Source organism: Acidihalobacter prosperus, assembly GCF_000754095.2.
GTDB classification, from domain to species: Bacteria; Pseudomonadota; Gammaproteobacteria; order DSM-5130; family Acidihalobacteraceae; genus Acidihalobacter; species Acidihalobacter prosperus.
The window spans coordinates 365,753-384,671 of sequence record NZ_JQSG02000002.1; the positions used below are offsets into that span (position 1 = coordinate 365,753).

20 protein-coding genes are annotated in these 18,919 nt (G+C 68.2%); 13 read left to right on the forward strand and 7 right to left on the reverse strand.

Annotated features, from left to right (window positions below; translation table 11 throughout):
• Positions 1–75 precede the first annotated feature (75 nt).
• The 4 genes from THPRO_RS05750 to THPRO_RS05765 all read left to right on the forward strand — a co-directional run bounded on the left by THPRO_RS05750 (position 76) and on the right by THPRO_RS05765 (position 2,301).
• Positions 76–564 carry a GAF domain-containing protein gene (locus tag THPRO_RS05750; protein WP_038088300.1) on the forward strand — a complete coding sequence of 163 codons (489 nt, stop codon included), beginning with the start codon at positions 76–78 and terminating at the stop codon, positions 562–564.
• Positions 561–890 (forward strand): cupin domain-containing protein, encoded by a 330-nt coding sequence (locus tag THPRO_RS05755; protein ID WP_038088303.1) that lies wholly within the window; start codon positions 561–563, stop codon positions 888–890. Before THPRO_RS05750 ends, THPRO_RS05755 begins: the two co-directional genes overlap by 4 nt.
• Before the next feature lie 5 nt (positions 891–895).
• Entirely contained in the window at positions 896–1,657 is a 762-nt protein-coding gene (locus THPRO_RS05760) for a sulfite exporter TauE/SafE family protein (RefSeq protein WP_038088306.1), read from the forward strand.
• Positions 1,658–1,728: 71 nt separating this feature from the next.
• A complete protein-coding gene (locus THPRO_RS05765; protein ID WP_065089339.1) occupies positions 1,729–2,301 on the forward strand; it encodes a TetR/AcrR family transcriptional regulator in 573 nt (190 codons plus the stop codon).
• 227 nt (positions 2,302–2,528) lie between these two features.
• Here the strand turns inward: THPRO_RS05765 and THPRO_RS05770 are convergent, their stop codons facing one another.
• On the reverse strand, positions 2,529–3,008 hold the full coding sequence (locus THPRO_RS05770; RefSeq protein WP_236717256.1) for a GNAT family N-acetyltransferase: 480 nt from the start codon (positions 3,006–3,008) through the stop codon (positions 2,529–2,531).
• 158 nt (positions 3,009–3,166) lie between these two features.
• Between THPRO_RS05770 and THPRO_RS05775 the strand changes: the two genes are divergently transcribed.
• Positions 3,167–4,162 (forward strand): LLM class flavin-dependent oxidoreductase, encoded by a 996-nt coding sequence (locus tag THPRO_RS05775; RefSeq protein WP_038088660.1) that lies wholly within the window; start codon positions 3,167–3,169, stop codon positions 4,160–4,162.
• Between the two features lie 9 nt (positions 4,163–4,171).
• On the opposite strand, the gene THPRO_RS05780 is transcribed toward THPRO_RS05775, so the two are convergent.
• The gene (locus THPRO_RS05780) at positions 4,172–4,624 is read right to left on the reverse strand and encodes an arsenate reductase ArsC (protein ID WP_038088310.1); all 453 of its coding nucleotides are present in this window, start codon (positions 4,622–4,624) and stop codon (positions 4,172–4,174) included.
• 102 nt (positions 4,625–4,726) lie between these two features.
• On the opposite strand from THPRO_RS05780, the gene THPRO_RS05785 reads away from it, so the two are divergent.
• The 3 genes from THPRO_RS05785 (at position 4,727) to THPRO_RS05795 (ending at position 6,602) form a co-directional block, all read left to right on the forward strand.
• Positions 4,727–5,182, forward strand: coding sequence for an ArsI/CadI family heavy metal resistance metalloenzyme (locus THPRO_RS05785; protein ID WP_038088314.1), 456 nt, complete (start codon positions 4,727–4,729; stop codon positions 5,180–5,182).
• 126 nt (positions 5,183–5,308) lie between these two features.
• Positions 5,309–5,641: a hypothetical protein gene (locus THPRO_RS05790; RefSeq protein ID WP_038088317.1), complete on the forward strand. Its 333-nt coding sequence runs from the start codon at positions 5,309–5,311 to the stop codon at positions 5,639–5,641.
• A 79-nt stretch (positions 5,642–5,720) separates the two neighbouring features.
• On the forward strand, positions 5,721–6,602 hold the full coding sequence (locus tag THPRO_RS05795; RefSeq protein ID WP_065089340.1) for a Dyp-type peroxidase: 882 nt from the start codon (positions 5,721–5,723) through the stop codon (positions 6,600–6,602).
• Positions 6,603–6,612: 10 nt separating this feature from the next.
• On the opposite strand, the gene THPRO_RS05800 is transcribed toward THPRO_RS05795, so the two are convergent.
• Entirely contained in the window at positions 6,613–8,178 is a 1,566-nt protein-coding gene (locus tag THPRO_RS05800) for a gamma-glutamyltransferase family protein (protein ID WP_038088320.1), read from the reverse strand.
• Between the two features lie 58 nt (positions 8,179–8,236).
• On the reverse strand, positions 8,237–9,541 hold the full coding sequence (locus THPRO_RS05805) for an ABC transporter substrate-binding protein (protein WP_038088322.1): 1,305 nt from the start codon (positions 9,539–9,541) through the stop codon (positions 8,237–8,239).
• Between the two features lie 310 nt (positions 9,542–9,851).
• Between THPRO_RS05805 and THPRO_RS05810 the strand changes: the two genes are divergently transcribed.
• The 3 genes from THPRO_RS05810 to THPRO_RS05820 all read left to right on the forward strand — a co-directional run bounded on the left by THPRO_RS05810 (position 9,852) and on the right by THPRO_RS05820 (position 14,885).
• Positions 9,852–11,063, forward strand: a complete 1,212-nt coding sequence (locus tag THPRO_RS05810; RefSeq protein ID WP_161489934.1) for a GGDEF domain-containing protein — start codon at positions 9,852–9,854, stop codon at positions 11,061–11,063.
• Between the two features lie 130 nt (positions 11,064–11,193).
• The gene (locus THPRO_RS05815; RefSeq protein WP_038088331.1) at positions 11,194–11,781 is read left to right on the forward strand and encodes an acetate uptake transporter; all 588 of its coding nucleotides are present in this window, start codon (positions 11,194–11,196) and stop codon (positions 11,779–11,781) included.
• Positions 11,782–11,915: 134 nt separating this feature from the next.
• Positions 11,916–14,885: a bifunctional diguanylate cyclase/phosphodiesterase gene (locus THPRO_RS05820; protein WP_065089342.1), complete on the forward strand. Its 2,970-nt coding sequence runs from the start codon at positions 11,916–11,918 to the stop codon at positions 14,883–14,885.
• A gap of 1 nt (position 14,886) precedes the next feature.
• Here THPRO_RS05820 and THPRO_RS05825 read toward each other — a convergent pair whose 3' ends face one another.
• On the reverse strand, positions 14,887–16,056 hold the full coding sequence (locus THPRO_RS05825; protein WP_065089343.1) for a MalY/PatB family protein: 1,170 nt from the start codon (positions 16,054–16,056) through the stop codon (positions 14,887–14,889).
• Positions 16,057–16,215: 159 nt separating this feature from the next.
• Here THPRO_RS05825 and THPRO_RS16950 point away from each other — a divergent pair, with 159 nt between their 5' ends.
• A complete protein-coding gene (locus THPRO_RS16950; protein ID WP_161489935.1) occupies positions 16,216–16,389 on the forward strand; it encodes a hypothetical protein in 174 nt (57 codons plus the stop codon).
• An 8-nt stretch (positions 16,390–16,397) separates the two neighbouring features.
• The gene (locus THPRO_RS05830) at positions 16,398–16,937 is read left to right on the forward strand and encodes a GNAT family N-acetyltransferase (RefSeq protein ID WP_038088342.1); all 540 of its coding nucleotides are present in this window, start codon (positions 16,398–16,400) and stop codon (positions 16,935–16,937) included.
• On the opposite strand, the gene THPRO_RS05835 is transcribed toward THPRO_RS05830, so the two are convergent.
• Both THPRO_RS05835 and THPRO_RS05840 read right to left on the reverse strand, forming a co-directional pair.
• A complete protein-coding gene (locus tag THPRO_RS05835; RefSeq protein WP_038088345.1) occupies positions 16,907–17,638 on the reverse strand; it encodes a class I SAM-dependent methyltransferase in 732 nt (243 codons plus the stop codon). The two genes, THPRO_RS05830 and THPRO_RS05835, sit on opposite strands and share 31 nt — an antisense overlap.
• Before the next feature lie 3 nt (positions 17,639–17,641).
• Positions 17,642–18,838 (reverse strand): DUF3419 family protein, encoded by a 1,197-nt coding sequence (locus THPRO_RS05840; RefSeq protein ID WP_236717257.1) that lies wholly within the window; start codon positions 18,836–18,838, stop codon positions 17,642–17,644.
• Between the last annotated feature and the right edge of the window lie 81 nt (positions 18,839–18,919).

The window sequence follows — 18,919 nt, forward strand, 5'->3', positions numbered from 1 at the left end:
CACCGCCGCACGGCCTCATGCCACCGCCGCCGCGGCGGCGTAGAATCTCCCTGCCGACTTCCTGCGTCCGCCAACATGCACTCGACCGCCGAAATATCCGCCTGCTACGCCAACCTGCTCGTCCAGGCCCGCGCGCTGTTCGCCGGCGAATCCGACCTCATCGCCAACGCGGCAAACCTTGCCGCCCTGGTCTTCGGCGGCCTGCCTGGGCTGAACTGGGCCGGACTATACCGCTTCGACGGCGCGCAGCTGCTGCTCGGCCCGTTCCAGGGCCGGCCCGCCTGCGCGCGCATCGCGCTCGGCCGCGGGGTGTGCGGCAGCGCCGCGATGGAGCGGCGAACCCAGATGATCGCGGACGTGCACGCGTTTCCGGGCCACATCGCCTGCGATGCCGCCTCGCGCTCGGAAATCGTGGTGCCGCTGATCGATGCCGACGGCCGGCTGCTCGGCGTCTGGGACGTGGACAGCCCGCTGCATGCCCGCTTCGGCGAAGCCGACCGCATCGGCATGGAAGCCCTGTGTGCGGCCCTGGTCGAGGCCGCACGGAGCGGCGCCGGCGCATGACGACGCGCAACCTGCTGAGCGACCTGCCCGGCGACGCCGACGCCGAGGCCTTCGAACGCCTGGCGGGCACCGAAGCCGTGCGCATCGAGCGTATCGTCTCGCGCGGGCACCGCTCGCCTGCGTCCGGCTGGTACGAGCAGGCGCAGGCCGAATGGGTCGCCCTGCTGCAGGGCGAGGCGATGCTCGTATTCGAGGACGGCGAGCGCCTGCACCTGCGCGTCGGCGATTGGGTCGACATTCCCGCGCGCAGGCGCCATCGCGTCGAATGGACCGCAGCGGACGCCGCGAGCGTCTGGCTCGCCGTCCACTACCCGGCCGACGACTGACGCCGATGCCGCATCTCGCCTGGTTCGCCGGCCTCGATGCCGCACACGTCGCACTGCTGCTGGCGGCCAGCTTCGCCGGCTCGCTGATGACCGCCTCGCTCGGCGTCGGTGGCGGCGCCTTCCTGCTGGGCATCATGGCCGGCCTGGTACCGCCGCTGGCGCTGATACCCGTGCACGGCCTCGTACAGATGGGATCGAACGCCGGCCGGGCGTGGATGACGCGGCGGCATGCCTCCACGCGTGTCGTCGGCCTTTTCACCCTCGGCGGGCTGATCGCCGCGCCGGCGACCGTGCTGCTGCTGGGCAGACTCTCGCCGCATTGGATACCGCTGTTCGTCGGCTTTTTCATCCTCGCCCTGACCTGGCTGCCGTTACCGCATTTCGCGCAGCGCACCGGCCCGCTGTGGTTGATCGTCGGCGGACTGGTCACCACCCTGATCACCGTACTGGCCGGCGCCACCGGCCCGCTGGTCTCGGCCTGGCTCGGCCGCGATCAGGGCGACCGCTGGCACTACACCGCCAACTTCTCCAGCTGCATGACCCTGCAGCATGCACTCAAGCTGATCGCCTTCGCGCTCGCCGGCTTCGCCTTCCTGCCTTGGCTGCCGCTGCTCGCGCTGATGATCGGCTGCGGCTACCTCGGCACCCTGACCGGGCTGAAGCTCCTCGGCCGCCTGCGCGATGTCCATTTCAAGCCGCTGTTCCGTATCGTCATGACCCTGCTCGCCCTGCGCGTGATCTGGGTCTGGAGCGGCATTCACCTGTAGCGCGTACGCACGGCTTGACATCGCACTCCGCCGCGGAAATTATGTTGGTCAAACAACCTATAACTGCCGCCATGTCCGCACGCAACACACGCAAACGCGATCTCATCCTCGCCGAAGGCGAGGCGCTGATCTATCGCCAGGGCTTTCGCCGCACCACGCTCGCCGACATCGCCCATGCCGCCAAGGTCGCGCTCGGCAACATTTACTACTACTTCAAGACCAAGGACGAACTGCTCGAAGCCATCAGCGCGCGACGCGTCGAGGCCTTCGCCGAGCGTTGTCGGGAATGGGAGACGCGCGCACCGGACCCGCGCCAACGGCTGCAGGCCTACCTGGAAATGCCTGCCGAGCGCATCGACGAGTTGACCGCGCACGGCTGCCCGATCGGCAGCCTGGCTCAGGAATTCATCAAGGAAGGCCGCACGACGCCTGTCGGCCATGCCGTGATGAATGCGCAGATGGAATGGGTGGAACGGCAATTCCAGGCGCTCGGCAGACACTGCCCGCATGAGGACGCCGCGCACCTGATCGGCGCGGTCCAGGGCGCCATCCTGATGGCCGCTTCGTTGAACGAGCCGGCCCTGCTGCAGCACGAACTCGACCATCTTCACGCCTGGCTGCAGGCACTGACGACCGATGACTGAGCGGCCGACCCGGCCACCCGTTTTTTTCGGGCCAGAATATTAGCCTGGTTAGCCAACAAGCACGTTCTTGGATACCCGCGCCACCCTACCCGACCTCGACCGCCAGTTGACCGAGCTGCGCGAGGATGCGGCTGGCCTCACCGCGCGCGGCGCCTGGCGACCCACAAAAAGCGACTCCTAGAGCACGCCACCCCATCGGGTGAACAGGCCCTCGGCAATAAAAAACACTAGAGCCGTAAACCGAGGATCGCGAGGCTGCGGCGCACGCCGTCGAGCTCGGCCACGTCGGGCAGCAGCCCCCAGCGCACGAAGCCCTGGCGCTCGAACAGGGCAAGGCTCGCGGCATTGTGCGCGAACACGAAGGCGAGCAGCGCGTCCAGCTCAAGCGAGGGCGCCAAGGTCAGCGCCTCGGCGAGCAGGGTGCGGCCGTGACCTCGGCCCTGGTGGGCAGGATCGAGATAGAGGCCGATCTCGGCCGTGCGGCTGTACGCGGGTCTGCCGTAGAAATCGCGGAAACTGAGCCAGCCGACGACGCGCCCCTCCGCCTCCAGTACCCGCAACGGGCGCTTCGGCCCGTGCGCCGCAAACCAGGCCTCGCGGCTTTGCACGCTGACGGGTTCGGTGTCCGCTGTTGCCATGCGACCGGGAATGGCCGCATTGTAGATTTCGACGATTCTCGGCAGGTCCTGCCGCGTTGCGGTTCTCATCCGCGCCATCCGCAAATGCCCGGTCCGGTCGGGCGACAGCCGCCAGCATAGCAAACGCGGCGACCGGCGGAGCGCGGGAATAACCCTGCGCGCGACGGCTTGATACGCGGCCCATCACGGGCTTTATCATGTCGCATCGCCACCGCCGGACGCTGCCTGTGAAACCCGCGCTTTCCGTACTCGATCTCGCCCCGGTCCCCAGCGGTACGCCGGCCTGCGCAGCATTGCACCGCAGCGTCGCCCTGGCGCGCCATGCCGAACGCCTCGGCTATGTGCGCCACTGGTTCGCGGAACATCACGGCATGCCCAGCGTGGCGAGTTCCGCGCCGGAAATCCTGATCGCACAGGTGGCTGCCGCCACCGCGCGCATCCGCGTCGGCTCGGGCGGCATCATGCTGCCCAACCATGCACCGCTGAAGGTGGCCGAGGCCTTTCATACCCTGAACGCGCTGCATCCCGGCCGCATCGACCTCGGCATCGGCCGCGCGCCGGGCTCGGACCCCAGGGTCACCCGCACCCTGCGCGCCTTCGACGGCGGGCAATTCCCCGCGCTGCTCGCCGAGCTGCTGACGCTCTCGCGCGGCGACGCGCCGCCGGGCCACCCCCTGCACGGCATCCGCGTGATGCCGGACGACGCGCACCTGCCGCCGATCTGGCTGCTCGGCTCCAGCGGTGCCAGCGCCAGCATGGCCGCAGAGGCCGGCATGGGCTACGCCTTCGCCAGCCACTTCAGCCATACGCCGGCGGCACCGGCCATGCTCGCCTACCGGGAGCGCTTCCAGCCCTCGGCCGACTTCCCGCACCCGCACGCGGTGCTCTGCGTGGCGGCGGTCTGCGCGGACACGCCGGAGCGCGCCCATTTTCTCGCCGGCACCCTGGACCTGATGTGGCTACGGCTGCGCCGAGGCGAATTCCTGCCTCTGCCCAGCCCGGAAGAGGCGCAGGCCTATCCCTACACCGAAACCGAGCGCGCCCAGGTGGCCCACTACCGCGAGCTGACCGTGGTCGGCACGCCCGAGGCGGTCGCCCGGGCAATACGCCGCAAGGCCGAGGAGGCGCGGGCCGACGAGATCATGCTGACCTGCAATCTGCACGGCCACGACGCGCGCCTGCGCAGCTACGCGCTGATCGCCGAGGCCTTCGGCGCGGCCTGAGCGCGGCGTTCAGACCGAACGCGCCGCCTGCCGCCGAGCCAGTCCCTGCTGGGCGGCGACCCACAGCCGGATACGCTCGCGCAATTCGTCGCGCACGCGGCGGAAACGGTCGTGCGGCAACTGCCCCTCGACCGTTTCCGCGGGGTCGTCGAAGCGCCAGTGGATGCGCTCGCTGTCGCCGGGGAAGGTCGGGCAGCGATCGCGCGCGCGGTCGCACACCGTGATGATGTAGTCGAAACGCTCGCTTGCGAACAGGCTCAGCGACTTGCTGGAATGGCCCGCCAGATCAAGCCCGGACTCGGCCATCACGGCATAGGTCAGCGGATGTATGCCGGTCGGCTCGCTGCCCGCGCTGTACACCTCGAACCGCGCGCCGCCCAGATGTCGGAGGAAGGCCTCCGCCATCTGCGAACGGCAGGCATTGCCGCTACACAGGAACAACACACGCACCGTCTCGCTCATCACACCCTCCGAGGGGCTTGCCAGAAATATACGCAAGGTAGTATATATGTTCTAACGAATATATGAAGACGCCATCGCGTCGCCATCCCACGGGAGATCAGCATGAGTCGCTTCCATCTGCATATCGCCGTCGACGACCTCGACCGCAACATCGCCTTCTACACCGCCGTGTTCGGCGCCGATCCCACCGTCGTCAAGCCGGATTACGCCAAGTGGCAGCTTGAGGATCCGCGCATCAACTTCGCGATCTCCGCGCGCGGCGCCAAGCCCGGCGTGGACCACGTCGGCCTGCAAAGCGAGGACGAGGCCGAATTGGCCGCCATCCGCGCCCGGCTGGAAGCCGCCGGCGTGGCCGGCGTGGCGCAAGAAAACACCAGCTGCTGCTACGCGCGCTCGGACAAGTACTGGGTGCAGGATCCGCAGGGCATCGCCTGGGAAACCTTCCACTCGCTGGGCAGCATCCCGCTGTTCAGCGAAGAGGACGCTGCCGGCGCGCGGCAGCAGGACGCCGCCTGTTGCCCTCCGGCCGCGGCACCGGCAGGCAACTGCTGCGGCTGAGTCGACAGCGCGCGGAACCTTCGCCGCATGAAGGGCGTGTTACAGGGTGAATGCGAAGCGGTCTGGCGCTGTGTTAATCTGAACGGCGCGGCGCAGACCGCCCGCCCTCACCCTTGAGGCGCCACCATGAATCGAGCGACCACACAATCCGTTCTCACGCTGCTGGGCAGCGGCCTGCTGCTGGGCCTGTTCGCGGTGCCGGTCGCCGCCACCGCGGACGACGCCGCTGCGTTGCGCGTGCCGATCACGGTGGTGCCGCCCGATCAGCCGCTGGTGCCGCATATCGACCAGCTCATCGTGACGCCCGGCGGCGATGTCGACCGGCTGGACACGCATCCCGGCGAACACGGGATGGCGCGCGCCGAACGCGAGATCGGCGAAATCGAATCGGCCGTCAAGGAAGCCGCCGAAGAGTCGCAGGAGCTCCAGGAAGAAGCGCGCGACATCGACAACGACTGACGCGCGTCAAGCAGGGACCGCCCTTCCCCGGCCCCGGACTGCTAACCTATCGTCTCCACGCCCGCCAGACGGAGACACCATGCCCCAGGAACAGCCCGGCATCCTCGCCCCGCTTCCCGCATTCGCAAGACAGCTCTTTTTCGAACTCAACGACGCCGAACTGGCCGGCGATTACCTGCCCCGTCTCGCCGAAATCGCCGACGGAGACCGTGTGGTGGTCGGCGTGGGCGCGTCGCTGACCGGCGCACTCGGCGCCCATGTGGCGGGCCTGGACTGCTTCCCCGCGCTGGCGGGTCCCGGCGTCGATATTCCCTCGACGCCCACCGCGCTGTGGTGCTGGCTGCGCGGCGGCGAGCCGGGCGAGCTGTTCCACCGCGGCCGCGCCCTCGAGGCGCTGCTCGCGCCCGCCTTCACGCTGACCCAGGCGGTGGGGTTGTTCCGCTACGGCAGCGGCCTCGACCTGACCGGCTACGAGGACGGCACCGAAAACCCCGAGGGCGACGAGGCCCGCGAGGCCGCAATCGTCGGCGGGACCGGCGATCCGCTGGCCGGCTCCAGCTTCGTCGCCGTGCAGCAGTGGCTGCACGATTTCGAGCATTTCGAGTCGCTGGCGCCGTCGGCGCAAGACGACATGATCGGGCGCCGCCGCAGCGACAACGAGGAGCTGGACGACGCCCCGTCGAGTGCTCACGTCAAACGCACCGCGCAGGAGGACTTCGAGCCTCCAGCCTTCATGTTCCGCCGATCGATGCCCTGGACCGAGGGCGATGCCGGAGGCTTGATGTTCGTCGCCTTCGGCCGCTCGTTCTATGCCTTCGACGCCGCCATGCGACGCATGGCGGGTCTGGAAGACGGCGTGGCCGACGCGCTGTTCGCTTTTTCGCGGCCGTTGACCGGCGCCTATTTCTGGTGCCCGCCGCTGCGCGACGGGCGTCTGGATCTCGCTGCCCTCGGCCTGTGAGGCGGGGCGTTCAACAACCCTGGGCGAGGCCGTCGGCGCGGCTGTCACTGCCGGCCACGTAACCTCCGCCGGGGTTGCGCAGCACCGCCTGTCCGCGCCCGAAACCGCTGAGCTCGGCCTGCACCGCAAGGCGATGGCCGCGCGCGGCCAGCGCGGCCATCGCCGCCTGCGTCCAGCGCGGCTCCACGGCCACCTCCAGCCCCTTGAGCCAGCGCCAGCGCGGCGTGTCCAGCGCGCGCTGCGGATCCATACCGCGCACGGCGAGATTGAGCAGGAACTGCAACTGCCCCTGCGGCTGCATGAAACCGCCCATCACGCCGAAGGGGCCAAGCGGCGCGCCTTCGCGAGTGAGAAAACCCGGAATGATGGTGTTGTAGGGCCGCGCGCCGGCGCGCGGCGCATTCGGATGCCCCGGGCGCGGGTCGAAGCAGGCCGCGCGGTTGTTGAGGGCGATGCCGGTACCCGGCGGACACACGAAGGCGCCGAAACCCATGTAGTTCGACTGGATCAGGCTGATCATCTGGCCGTTGGCGTCGGCGGCCGAGAGATACACCGTGCCGGCGCCGATCGAGCGCCCCAGCTCGACTTCGGACGCCTCGGGGCCGATCCGCCCGGCCAGCTCCGCGATCTGCACCGGATCGAGGCAGGCCAGCGCCGCCGCGCGCGCTTCGGGGCCGTCGGCGATGAAGGCCAGTGCCGCGCGGTAGGCCTGCTTGATCGCCTCGATGCCGTCATGCTGCAGACGCACTGGGTCGGGATCGTCGCCGAGGCGGTCGACGATGGCCGCCGCCATCAGCGTGACCACGCCCTGGGTCGGCGGCGGCAGTCCCCATAGCTGGTGACCGAAGACCGGAACGCCCAGCGGCGCCACCCATTCGACCTCGACCGCCGCCAGATCCTCCAGGGCGAGATCGCCGCCGGTTTCGGACGCATGGCGGGCAATGGCCTCGCCGATGTCGCCGCCGTAGAGCGCCTCCATGCGGCTGTCCGCCAATCGCCTGAGGGTGCGCGCCTGATCGAGGTTGCGATACCAGACGCCGGCCTGCGGTTCGAAACCGGCCGGCAGGAAGCTGTCGGCAAACGCGCGCATTTCCGCGCGCGTGCCCTCGGCGGCGAGCGCGCGGGCCGTCATGCGCCACAGATGCGACACCACGGGCGACAGCGGGAAACCGTGTTCGGCGTAATCCGCCGCCGGACGCAGCAGTTCGTCCAGCGGCAGACGGCCGTAACGCTCCGACAGCGCGCGCCAGCCGGCCGGAGCCGCCGGCGCGGTGACCGATGCCCAGCCGCGGTCGCTGCGGCCGGGCGCGAGCAGCCGCGCGGGATCCAGCCGCGCCGGGGCGGCGCCGCCCGCGATCACACCCTGCAGGCGGCCATCCTCCCAGATTAGCGCCATCAGGTCGGAACCGATGCCGTTGGAGGTGGGTTCGACCACCGTGAGCGCCGCCGCCGCCGCGATCGCTGCGTCGACGGCGGAACCGCCCCGACGCAGCATTTCGAGCCCGGCCTCGGTCGCCAGCGGCTGCGAGGTGGCCACCGCGCCACGCGGCGCGTAGATGGGATTGCGGTCGGTCATGCGCTGCCTCTGCGAAACGATCTCGAACCGAACAACGGGCGCTGGCGCTCGGGATGCATCAGCTGCCGCCGTGCGCGTCGATCCGCTTGACCACGCCGAGCACCTGCGAGGCGTTCATCTGGCGCGCGGGCACCAAGTGGCCGGCATCGATGCGCGATATCAGCATCGGCGTGGTGACGTCGCCGTAGCGGTCGAGCATCAGGTCGCCGGTGGCGCCGAGATAATGCACCTTGCCGCCCGCCGCGGCCACCTTGAGGCCGTGCGCCAGGCTGGCACGCGTCGGGTAGACGTCGGTCCCGCCCGGCCGGGTGATGCTGCGCGCCGCCGCGAACAGCCGCGCGGGCGTGGCGTGCTCGCCGGCTTCGGCCAGCGACAGCAGCGTGATCACCATGGCGTCGAAAGCGTTGTTGTCGTAGGAAATCCTCGGCGCATGACCGTAGGCGTGCCGGTAGGCGTCGACGAACTCGCGGTAGCTCGGGGTGTGCATGTTGGCCTGCTCGTCCACCGCCCACCCGCCGAGCAGCTGGCCACCGCTGTCGTCGACGAAATGCTGAGTGGCGATCGAGTCGGCCAGCATGGCCTGATGCGGACCGCCCTTCTGCAGCCACTCGCGCAGGATCACCTGCGAGCCCTCGGGATGGCCCAGCAGCACCAGCGCCTGCGGCCCGCCGGACAGGGCCTTGTCGACCACGGCGTCGTAACTCGGCTGGTCGGCGTTGTAGGGCACGACGTGCAGGACGTCGATGTCAAGGCGCCTCAGGCTGGCAGCGACGATCTTCGCGTAGGTGGTACCGAAGGCGTTGTTCACGTAGATCACGCTCACCCGCCGCCAGTGAGCGAGATCGTGCGCGACATAGGCCGTGACCGGCCCCTCGTCGCCCACCGACATGACGGTGCGCATGAAGGCATCGTGGGTCAGCCCCTTGCGCGCCAGCACGGTGAAGGACGAGGAGGCCGCGGTCGGCGACACCAGCATCACGCCGGCCGGCTCGGACACGCTGCGCAGCACCGCGATGGTGGTGCCGCTGGAATTGCTGCCGACGATCGCGCGCACGCGGTCGATGTCGATCATGCGCTTGGCGGCGTCGACCGCCACCGCCGGATCGGTCTGCGAGTCGGCGGTCACCACCTTCACCCGGCAGCCGCGCACGCCGCCGGCGGCATTCACCAGATCCGCGCCGAGGTGCGCCGCACGCGCCGTCCCCTGGCCCTGATCGCCCATCGAACCGCTGAGCGCGAACAGCTCGCCGATACCGAGCGTGCAGGACGCCCACGCCGGCATAGCCGCCGCCCACAACAGCACCAATCCGCCCAGCCGGACCGCCCATCGCCGCTTGCCTTCTCCCGCGTGCCGCCGTGCCATCGCCCACCTCCACTGAATACCGGAACGGCAGTTGCGCTAGCAGCATTCGGACCAACCCGCGAGCCCCACCAAACCGCGGCGGCGCGAAGCAGGCGCGCCTCCGGCGCACCAGGACGAGGCAATCCTGCCAGGCGCGCACCGAGGTGCGGCACGTCGCACCAGAATAAGCGTTTCGAATTGGTTCCGCGGCCGATCAGCCACCACAATCAACAGTGCGACATGGCCGCCGCCCGCTGCCGGACGAACCGCCCATAACCCATAAGACACCATGAGCCGACCGCCCGCTCAGGCTGACCAGAATCCTACCGCCATGCCGCGTAACGATGCTCCCCAGCATGCCGACGTCTCCACCGCACCCGCGGCCATGCGTCCGGTCAGCCTGCGCTTCGAATCCTCGCTGCTGGAGCAGGCCTACCATCATTTCTATACCCAGTGGCTGCGCGGTCAGGCGCGCATCGCCATCGGCATCGGGATCTTCCTGTTCATCCTGGACGGCCTGATCGACCTGACCCTCTCCCAGGCCGACCTGAGCCGGGTCTGGACGCTGCGGCTGATCCTCGTGTTGATCGGTCTCGTCGGTCTCGGCTACACCTACACGCATCGTTTCGAACGCCACAACCAGGTGCCGATGGCCCTGCTCAGCCTGATCGGCGCCGGCGGCCTGATCGCCATTCAACTGAGCCTGGGTTCGGGCGAGGCCATCCGCTACTTTCCTAGCCTGATGCTGACCACCTTCTGGGCCTACCTGTTTCTCGGCCTGCGCTTCACCAGCGCGCTCGCCACCGGCGTGGCGATATTCATCATCTACAACCTCTCGCAGCGCTTTCAGCATCTCCCCGACATCCTGCTGCTGGATCAGAACTACGATCTGCTGGCCGCCAACGTCATTGCCGCATTTGCCGCCTATTTCTCCGAACGCCAGCGACGCACCCTGTTCCACCAGCGTTGCCTGATCGACCAGGAACGCCAGGTGCACCTGCAGCATGCGATGGAGGACGAACTGACCCGGCTGCCGAACCGCCGTCACCTGGAACAGAGCCTGGAGCGCCTGCTCGGCGAGGAAGGCATGCAGGCGCATGCCGGGCTGTTCGTCGATATCGACCATTTCAAACCCGTCAACGACCGCTACGGCCACGAGGTCGGCGATGCCGCGCTGCGCATCATCGCGCAGCGCATCCGCCAGGCCACGCGCGACAGCGACATCGTCTGCCGCCTGGGCGGCGACGAGTTCTTCGTGATCCTGATGGACGTCGAGGGCACCGACGCCGCCCAGCGGGTCGCGGACAAGCTTCTGTCCTCGCTGCAGCAGCCGCTGACGATCGACGCGCCCGACGGCGAGCGCGTACGCTGCACCATCAGCGCCAGCCTGGGCATCATCACCTTCCCCTTCGAGGATGCCACCCCATCGACCATCCTCAGCCGCGCGGATCGCGCCATGTACCGCGCCAAGGCCGCGGGGCGCAACGGCTACGCGCTCTTCGACCCGCAGCTGGATCTCCAGGGCAGATCGTCCAACGCCTGAAACACAACCCGAAGCTGGACATCGCCGTCCAGTCCCGGAGAATAGTGGGGGGCTCAAACGAATCGCCCTCCATACGGCCCCGCGCCGGACACACACCACAACAAGACAGCACTCAGCGAGGAGTGATCACATGCAAACCCAAGACACCATCAAGATCGCCGATACCACGGCCAATCCGGCTCCGCTGGGGCTGATGGCCTTCGGCATGACCACCGTCCTGCTCAATCTGCACAACGCGGGCTTCATCGCGCTGGACACCATGATTCTCGCCATGGGCATTTTCTACGGCGGCATCGCCCAGGTCATCGCCGGCCTGATGGAATGGAAAAAGCGCAACACCTTCGGCACCGTGGCCTTCACTTCCTACGGCTTCTTCTGGCTCACCCTGGTCGCCTTGATCGTGATGCCCAAGATGAACGTCGGCGTGGCGGCCACCGGCGCCCAGGATCTGGGGGCCTACCTGCTCATGTGGGGGCTGTTCACCGCCATCCTGTTCGTACCGACGTTGCGCATCAACCGCGCCCTGCAGGTGGTGTTCGCCACCCTGACCGTACTGTTCGTGCTGCTCGCCGCGGCCGAATTCACCGGCAACAAGGCCATCGCCACCTTCGCCGGCTATGAGGGTATTTTCTGCGGTCTGTCGGCCATGTACGCCGGCATGGCACAGATATGGAACGAGATCTTCGGCCGCGAAGTGGCGCCGATCGGCGCCGTCTGAGCGCTTCGCCCCGATCGCCATCGCCCCCGGTCATTTGCCGGGGGCGATTGGACAGGGCTTTTCCACCCGTCTATTAAACTAAGGGATAGCTCAGACTTATTCTAAATGACCCATCATCGAGACGTCCGCCAGGGATGAGCGTCGCACGACACCGATTCGTCAGCCTGAGAACGCAGCTCCTCGGACTGCTTCTGCTCGCCGTCCTGCCCGGACTCGCCGCCCTCGTCGTGCTGTCTCACCTGAATCGGGAGTCGAACCGCGACACCGCGATCCGCGAAGGCGAGCACCTGGCCGAGATGGTCGGCTGGGGTCAGAGCCAGGCGCTGCGCACCGCCCTCGACGAACTCCACCATCTCGCCGATCTCTATCGCCTGGTGCCCACCGGCGAGCCCGAGGCGTGCAATCGGTTGATGCGGCAGTTCATCAATCAGCACCCGAGCTATCTCAATGCCGGACTGATTGCGCCCAACGGGCGTATCGTCTGCAGCGCGCTGCCCTTCAAGCCCGACACCGACCTCAGCGACCGCAGCTACTTCAGGCAAGCCATGGCCGGCGACGGCCCGGGCGTGGGCGAATACCAGGTAGGGCGCCTGACCGGCCAGCCCAGCCTTAACATCGGGTTGCCGATCCGCAACCTGCGCAAGCTATCCACGGGCGTACTCTACCTGGCCGTCAGCCTCGACTGGTTCGCGCAGGCCGTGCGCAATCCCGCCCTGCCGGCCGGCGCCTACGTGGCCATGATCGACCAAAGCGGGCACATACTCACCCGCTACCCGCAGGCCGCGAGCGCCATCGGCACGCGTTTCCCGCTGCATGCGGTCTTCAGCGCCCCCAAGGCCGATTCGGTGGACAATGCCACCGAATACCGGATCGCGCGCGGCGAACGATGGATCTACATACACAACCCCCTGTCCATCGGCCAGGGGCAATCCCCGATCTACACCATCGTCGCCATCCCGGCGCAACAGATCGACGGGCCGATCGACCGGCAGTTCCAGCTCACGCTTGCCATCGTGCTCGCCTCAAGCCTGCTGGTGCTGCTGCTCGCCTGGTTCGGCGCGCGGCGCATGGTCCTCAAGCCCTTGCAACGCCTTACCCAGGCCGCCACCCTGATCGGCCGGGGGCAACACGGCGATTTCGACTGGCCCGACAACCGCAACGAATTCGGCACGCTCGGCCGCGCATTCCGACAGATGGACCAGGAACTCGCCGCACGCGATACGGAAATCAAGCATGCGCAGCGGGCCCTGAAGACCCTCGGCGAGGCCAACCGCTCCCTGATCAAGGCCGTGGACGAAACGAGTTTTCTGCAACGGATGTGCGAGATTGCCGTAGCCGAGGGCGGCTATATCGCCGCCTGGATCGGCCTGGCCCGCTCCGACGGCGCCATCGAGCTGGTGGCCGGCCACACGCAGCCCGGCACCGAAATCGACCAGCTGCCGACGCGGATCGCGCTACGCTGGGACGACACGCTCCACGGCCGCGGCCCGGTCGGGCAGACGATCCGCAGCGGCCGGCCGCGCGTGTTCCGCCCTGACGAGGACGATCCGGCCTTCGCGGCCTGGCGCGCCCTGCTGGGCGAAGCCGGCGTGCGCCTTTCGGTCGCCCTGCCCCTGATTCTCCAGGAAGGCGTGGCCGGCGTGTTGATCATCCACAACCGCGAGCCGCATGCCTTTCAACCGCGGGAAGTCGGCACCCTGAGCGAACTCGCCGCCGACATCGGTTTCGGCATCACCGGCCTACGCCTCAAGCAACGGCATCGCGAGGCCAGACGGGCCATACGCGAGGCTTCGCGCTACGACCCGGTGACCGGCACGCTCAGCCGCTCGTCCTTCTACCGCCGCTTCTCGCAATGGGTGCGCCGTCGCCACAAGCAGGAGCAACTGCTGGCCGTGGTGATCGTCAATGTCTGCCAGTTCGGCGCCGTGAACGTGGCCTTCGGCTACGAGCAGGGCGACCACATCCTCGCGGAGATCGGCATGCGGCTGCAATCGCTCGAGCCCGAACCGCTGGCGGTGGGGCGCTGGGGCGGCGCCGAATTCGCCCTGCTGATCGAGGTGGCTCAGCAACATGCGCTGGACGATATCGTCGAGCACCTCAGCCGCGCGCTGGATCCGCCCGTCACCACGGCCCAGATCGAGCTCAAGGCCGAGACTTGCATCGGCCTGTCGGTTTACCCGGCCCACGGCGAACAGGTCGGGCAGCTGCTCACGCGCGCGCGCGCCGCCATGGAACGCGCGCGCGGCCTGGGCACGCGTTATGCCGTCCACGAGGGTTCGCCCGAACGCGAGGCCACCCGACATCTGCAGATACTCACCCACCTGCGCACCGCCCTGGACGACGACCAGCTTTCCCTGCACTACCAGCCCAAGATCGATCTCGCCAGCGGCCGGGTCAGCGGCGTGGAAGCGCTCATGCGCTGGCAGCACCCGGAATGGGGCAATGTCCGGCCCGACGAATTCATCCCGCTGACCGAACAGACGCGGCTGATTCAGCCGCTCACCGAATGGACGCTGCAGCAGGCCCTGCGCGATCGCCGCTTCATGCTGCAACGGGGTATTGACGTCCCCATTGCCGTCAATCTTTCGTCCGGTCTGCTGCGCAGCCGCGAAATCGTGCGCATGGTGGCGCAAGTGCTGTCCGAGCCGCCCGGCAACGGCTGGCTGCAGCTGGAACTGACCGAAACGGCCATGATGGAGGACCCCGAGCGCAGCCTGCAGATTCTGCGCGAGCTGGTCGAACTGGGCGCCCCGATTCATGTCGACGACTTCGGTGCCGGCTATTCCTCGCTCGGCTATCTGCAACGCCTGCCGGTGGACACCATCAAGATAGACCGCGTACTGATCCAGCATGTCGACCGCGACGCCCGCAGCGCCGCCCTCACCGGCGCCGCGGCCGAATTCGCCCACGTGCTCGGCCTCAAGGTCATCGCCGAAGGCGTCGAAACCGCGACCCTTTACCGCCAGCTCGCCGACCTCGGCTGCGACGCCGTACAAGGCTATTTCATCGCCCGCCCGATGCCGCGCACCGATTTCATCGACTGGTTCGAACGCCAGGGCGGCCGCTTCGCGCCGCCGGCGGATGCGGATACCGATACGGGCTGAATCAGCCGCCGAAGACGCGCTGCAGACGCAAAAGCGCCTCCTCCAGCACCGCCCGCGACGTGGCGAAATTCAGGCGCATGTAGCCCTCGCCGCCCGGACCGAAGTCGGTGCCCGGGTTCAGCCCCAGCCGTGCGACCTGCACCATGCGCCGCTGCAGCACGGCATCGTCCAACCCGAGTCGGCGACAATCCAGCCAGGCCAGATAGCCGAATTCCGGCGGGCGGTAACCCACGGAGGGGACGACCTCGGCCAGCCGCTGCCCCAGCCAATCGGCGGTCTCGGCCAGATAGGACACCAGTTCGCGCAGCCAGGCGTCGCCCTCGCGCCAGGCCGCTTCCGCGGCCACCAGCGCGAACAGATTCGCTTCCGCAAGACCGCCGATGCGCAGCGCCTGCTCGAAACGTTCGCGCAGGGCGATATCGGCCGTGACCGCAACGGCCAGTTCCAGACCGGCGATGTTGAAGCTCTTGCCCGCGGACAGCAGCGTGATCACGCCGGCCTCGGCGCCTGGCAGGCTGCCGAAGGGCCGGTGCCGGGCGGACGCATGATAGGACAGATCGCCGTGCACCTCGTCGCTGACCACGATCACGCCATGGCGTCGTGCGAGCGCGAACAGGCGGCTCAGCTCCTCCTGGGTCCACACTCGCCCGACCGGATTGTGCGGCGAACACAGCAGCAGCATGCGTGCCTGCGGCATCAGGCTTTCGAGCTGCGGCCAGTCGATCCGGTAGCCTTCCGGCGTTTCCAGCAGCGGGCTGGCCAGCAGCCGCCGGCCATGCGCCTCCACTGCGCCGATCAGGTGCGGATAGACCGGCGTCATGACGACCACGCCCTCATCGGGCGCCGTCAGCGCGCGGACCGCCGCGTAAAGCGCCGGTACCACGCCGCGCAGGATGCTGACGTGGTTTTCATCCACGTGCCAGCCGTGCCAGCGCGCGTACCAGCCGCACACGGCCCGCTTGAGTTCGGCATTGAAAAACGGATAACCGTAAACCGGATGCGCGGCGCGCGCCTGAATCGCCTGCGACACGCAGGCCGGTGCGGGAAAATCCATGTCCGCCACCCACAGGGGCAGGACATCGGCGCCGAACCGTGCCTTGCGTCCGTCCCATTTCAGGGATGCGGTGCCCAGACGTTCGGGCGTGATCGTGGGATCGAAGCCATTGCGCATGCCGTCTCCTTCGCTTGCTGGACCGATGGGATCGATGGCCGGCACCCAGATCTGGGTTCGGCAGCGGTCAGCATATCATCCGCATGCGGCGATGCCGGACACGCATGCGCTATCATGCCCAGCCCGGGCCGCATGCGGCCGCACACGACGGAATCCTCAATGACCCAGCGCGCCTTCGCCATCCTGTTCGCATCCGCCTTGCTGCTGCTCCTGCAGGGGTGCAGCCAACTTCCGCCGCTGCACTACGGCGCCGAGGCGGGAGATGGCGCGAAACCCATCTGTATCGAACACATGCGCGGCGCGTGCCCGCTCGATAGCCGTCCGGCCAACTGAGCACGGCGATGACGGCTTGGCGGATCCGGCCGCTGCAGGCGGGCGACGAATCCGCGCTCTGGGAAATGATCCTGGATGTCGCGCAGGCCGGCGAAAGCTACCCCTACGCCCCTGACATCACGCGCGCCGAGGGCCTGCGCCAGTGGTGCGAACTGCCGCTCGAAACCCATGTCGCCGTGGCGGGCGAACGCGTGCTCGGCGGCTATTACATCAAGGCCAACCAGGGCGGCCCCGGTGGACACGTATGCAATTGCGGCTACCTGGTTGCCTCGCAGGCGCGCGGCCGGGGCGTGGCCACCGCGCTGCACGCGCACTCGCTTGAAACGGCGAAACGGCTGGGCTTCCTCGCCATGCAGTACAACCTGGTGGTGTCGACCAACACGGTCGCGGTGAGGCTCTGGCAGAAGCTCGGCTTCGCGATCGTCGGCACGCTGCCGCGCGCCTTCCGGCACCGAACGCTGGGGCTGGTGGATGCCTACGTGATGTACCGCTGGCTCGGCGACGACGCGCCCGCCGATCAGCCGGGCTTGCGCCCGACGAACAGGTAATAGGGCACGCGCAGGCCCGGGAGGTACGGCACGGGTGCACGTCGCTCTTCGATCCGGAGCACGTCCAAACGGCCCATCAGATAGGGCAGATGGTCGGGGCTCGGCCGCACGCCGTCATGGCCGAACCAGGCCGGCCAGAAATGTCGTGCCAGCGCACCGTGACGCACCAGCCCCGGCGCAGGATGCGGCCGCGAGACATAGAAATCCACCACGCCGAGCACCCCGCCCGGCTTGAGCAGGCGCAGGGCGTTGTCCACCGCCTCGAACCAGTCCGGTATCATGGTCAGGGCATAGGCGAAATAGGCCGCATCCATCGGACGCTCCGGCCGATAGCGCGTGGCATCGGCTTCGCGCACCCGCACCTGGTCGTGCCCGGCCCAGCGCCGACGAGCCTGGGCAAGCAGCGGCGCGCACACGTCCACCAGTTCCGCGACTTCGAGCGAATCGACACGGCCGCTCAAATAGCCCAGATTGCGGCCGGTCCCGGCCCCCAGCTCGATCAGCCGTCCGCCCGCGGCCGGCAGCTGCGCCGCCACTGCCGATAGCAGGTCGTCCCGGCCATGCAGCAGACGTTCGCGAAATCCGTCGTAGCGGCTTGCCTGGGGCCCGTAGAAACGATCAAGACGTTCGGCATGGGTCGCGCCGCCCGGCTGGCCACGCAGCAGCGTCCACAGCACGCGGGCATCGTCGCGCAGGTTCATCGATCAGGCCGCGTGCTGGGCGATGTGGAAGCCGGCATAGGTATGCACGCGATCATGCGCCTGCAGTTCCGCGGCCAGTTCGCGCTCGAAGCGGAAACGCTCGTGCAGCCCGCCGATGCCCGGAATATGCAGCGTCTGCAGGTAGCCCGGCTGTGCGTGGGCACTGCGGAAGATCAGGCGGGCATCGGGCGTGGCGCGCGCCATGATGGCCTGCCATTCCTCCACCAGGGCCTGGGGGTGGTACACGCTCATCCAGTCCATGTGATCGAGTAGCACGAAGCGCGAGAGGCGCTCGTCGGTCTCGCGCAGAAAACCGGTCACGGTGGTGGTGTGCGGTTGGATGCGGTCGGCCAGTCCGTCCTTGAGCGCGGCGAACCCCTCGGGCTTGAGGTATTCCGGGCAGCACTGCGGGGTATAGCGTCCGCGCAGATACAGCGACCAGAAATAGTTGTCGGCGACCGGCAGGCTGCAGAAGACGTATTCCACCGCCTCGCGGATGAAGCCTGCAATGCCGTTGTCGTGGCTGCGCACGACCTCCTCGCGCTGCGGATGCGGCACGCCCAGCAGGCTCATCGTGAAGGGTCGCGACAGCGCCCAGTTCATGCCGCGCCCCCAAAGCCGTGGGGCGACGTCGCGATCATAATGCTCGCGCTGCTCGTCGAGATCGCTGGCCGACAATACCCGTTCGACCGCATCGCGCAGGCCGGGACGAACCTTCATGTAGGCGCGAAAGCCTCGTGCCACCCAGCCGGAAAGCCCGAAATAGTAGAAACTGCCGCCGCGCCGGCCGGGCAGGAAGGCGGCGATGTGGCGGTCCCAGTAGCCCTGAGCGAAAGGCGACAGGTCGGCCCGCAGGGCGTCGTGGTAGAGCGCGCGTGCCTCGGCGTGGCGGCCGTCGCCGAACAGGGCGAAGAAATCGGCATGCGCCAGGCGGCGGATACCGGCGAGCTTGAGTTCGAGCAGCGCGGTCTGGCGCGGATTGGCATCCACGGCATGGATGCGCGCCGGCCCGCAGAGCGCGTAATCGAGCACGTTGCAGCCCGCGCTGGTGATCGCCAGCAGGCGGTCGTCGGGGCCGATGTGCAGGGCGCGCCGGTCGACCGCTGGATCCTCCCAGCAGGTGTTGTAGACCAAAGCGCGCGAATACAAGGCGTTGAACACACCCTGGTTGATGCGGTCGGCTAGGCGGGTACGGGTCACGGCGGCACCTGTTCGCAGTCGGCTGTCGTCGCGGCAACGCGACACAAGTCTGCGAGTCTAGTGACCGCCTGTGACAAGTCC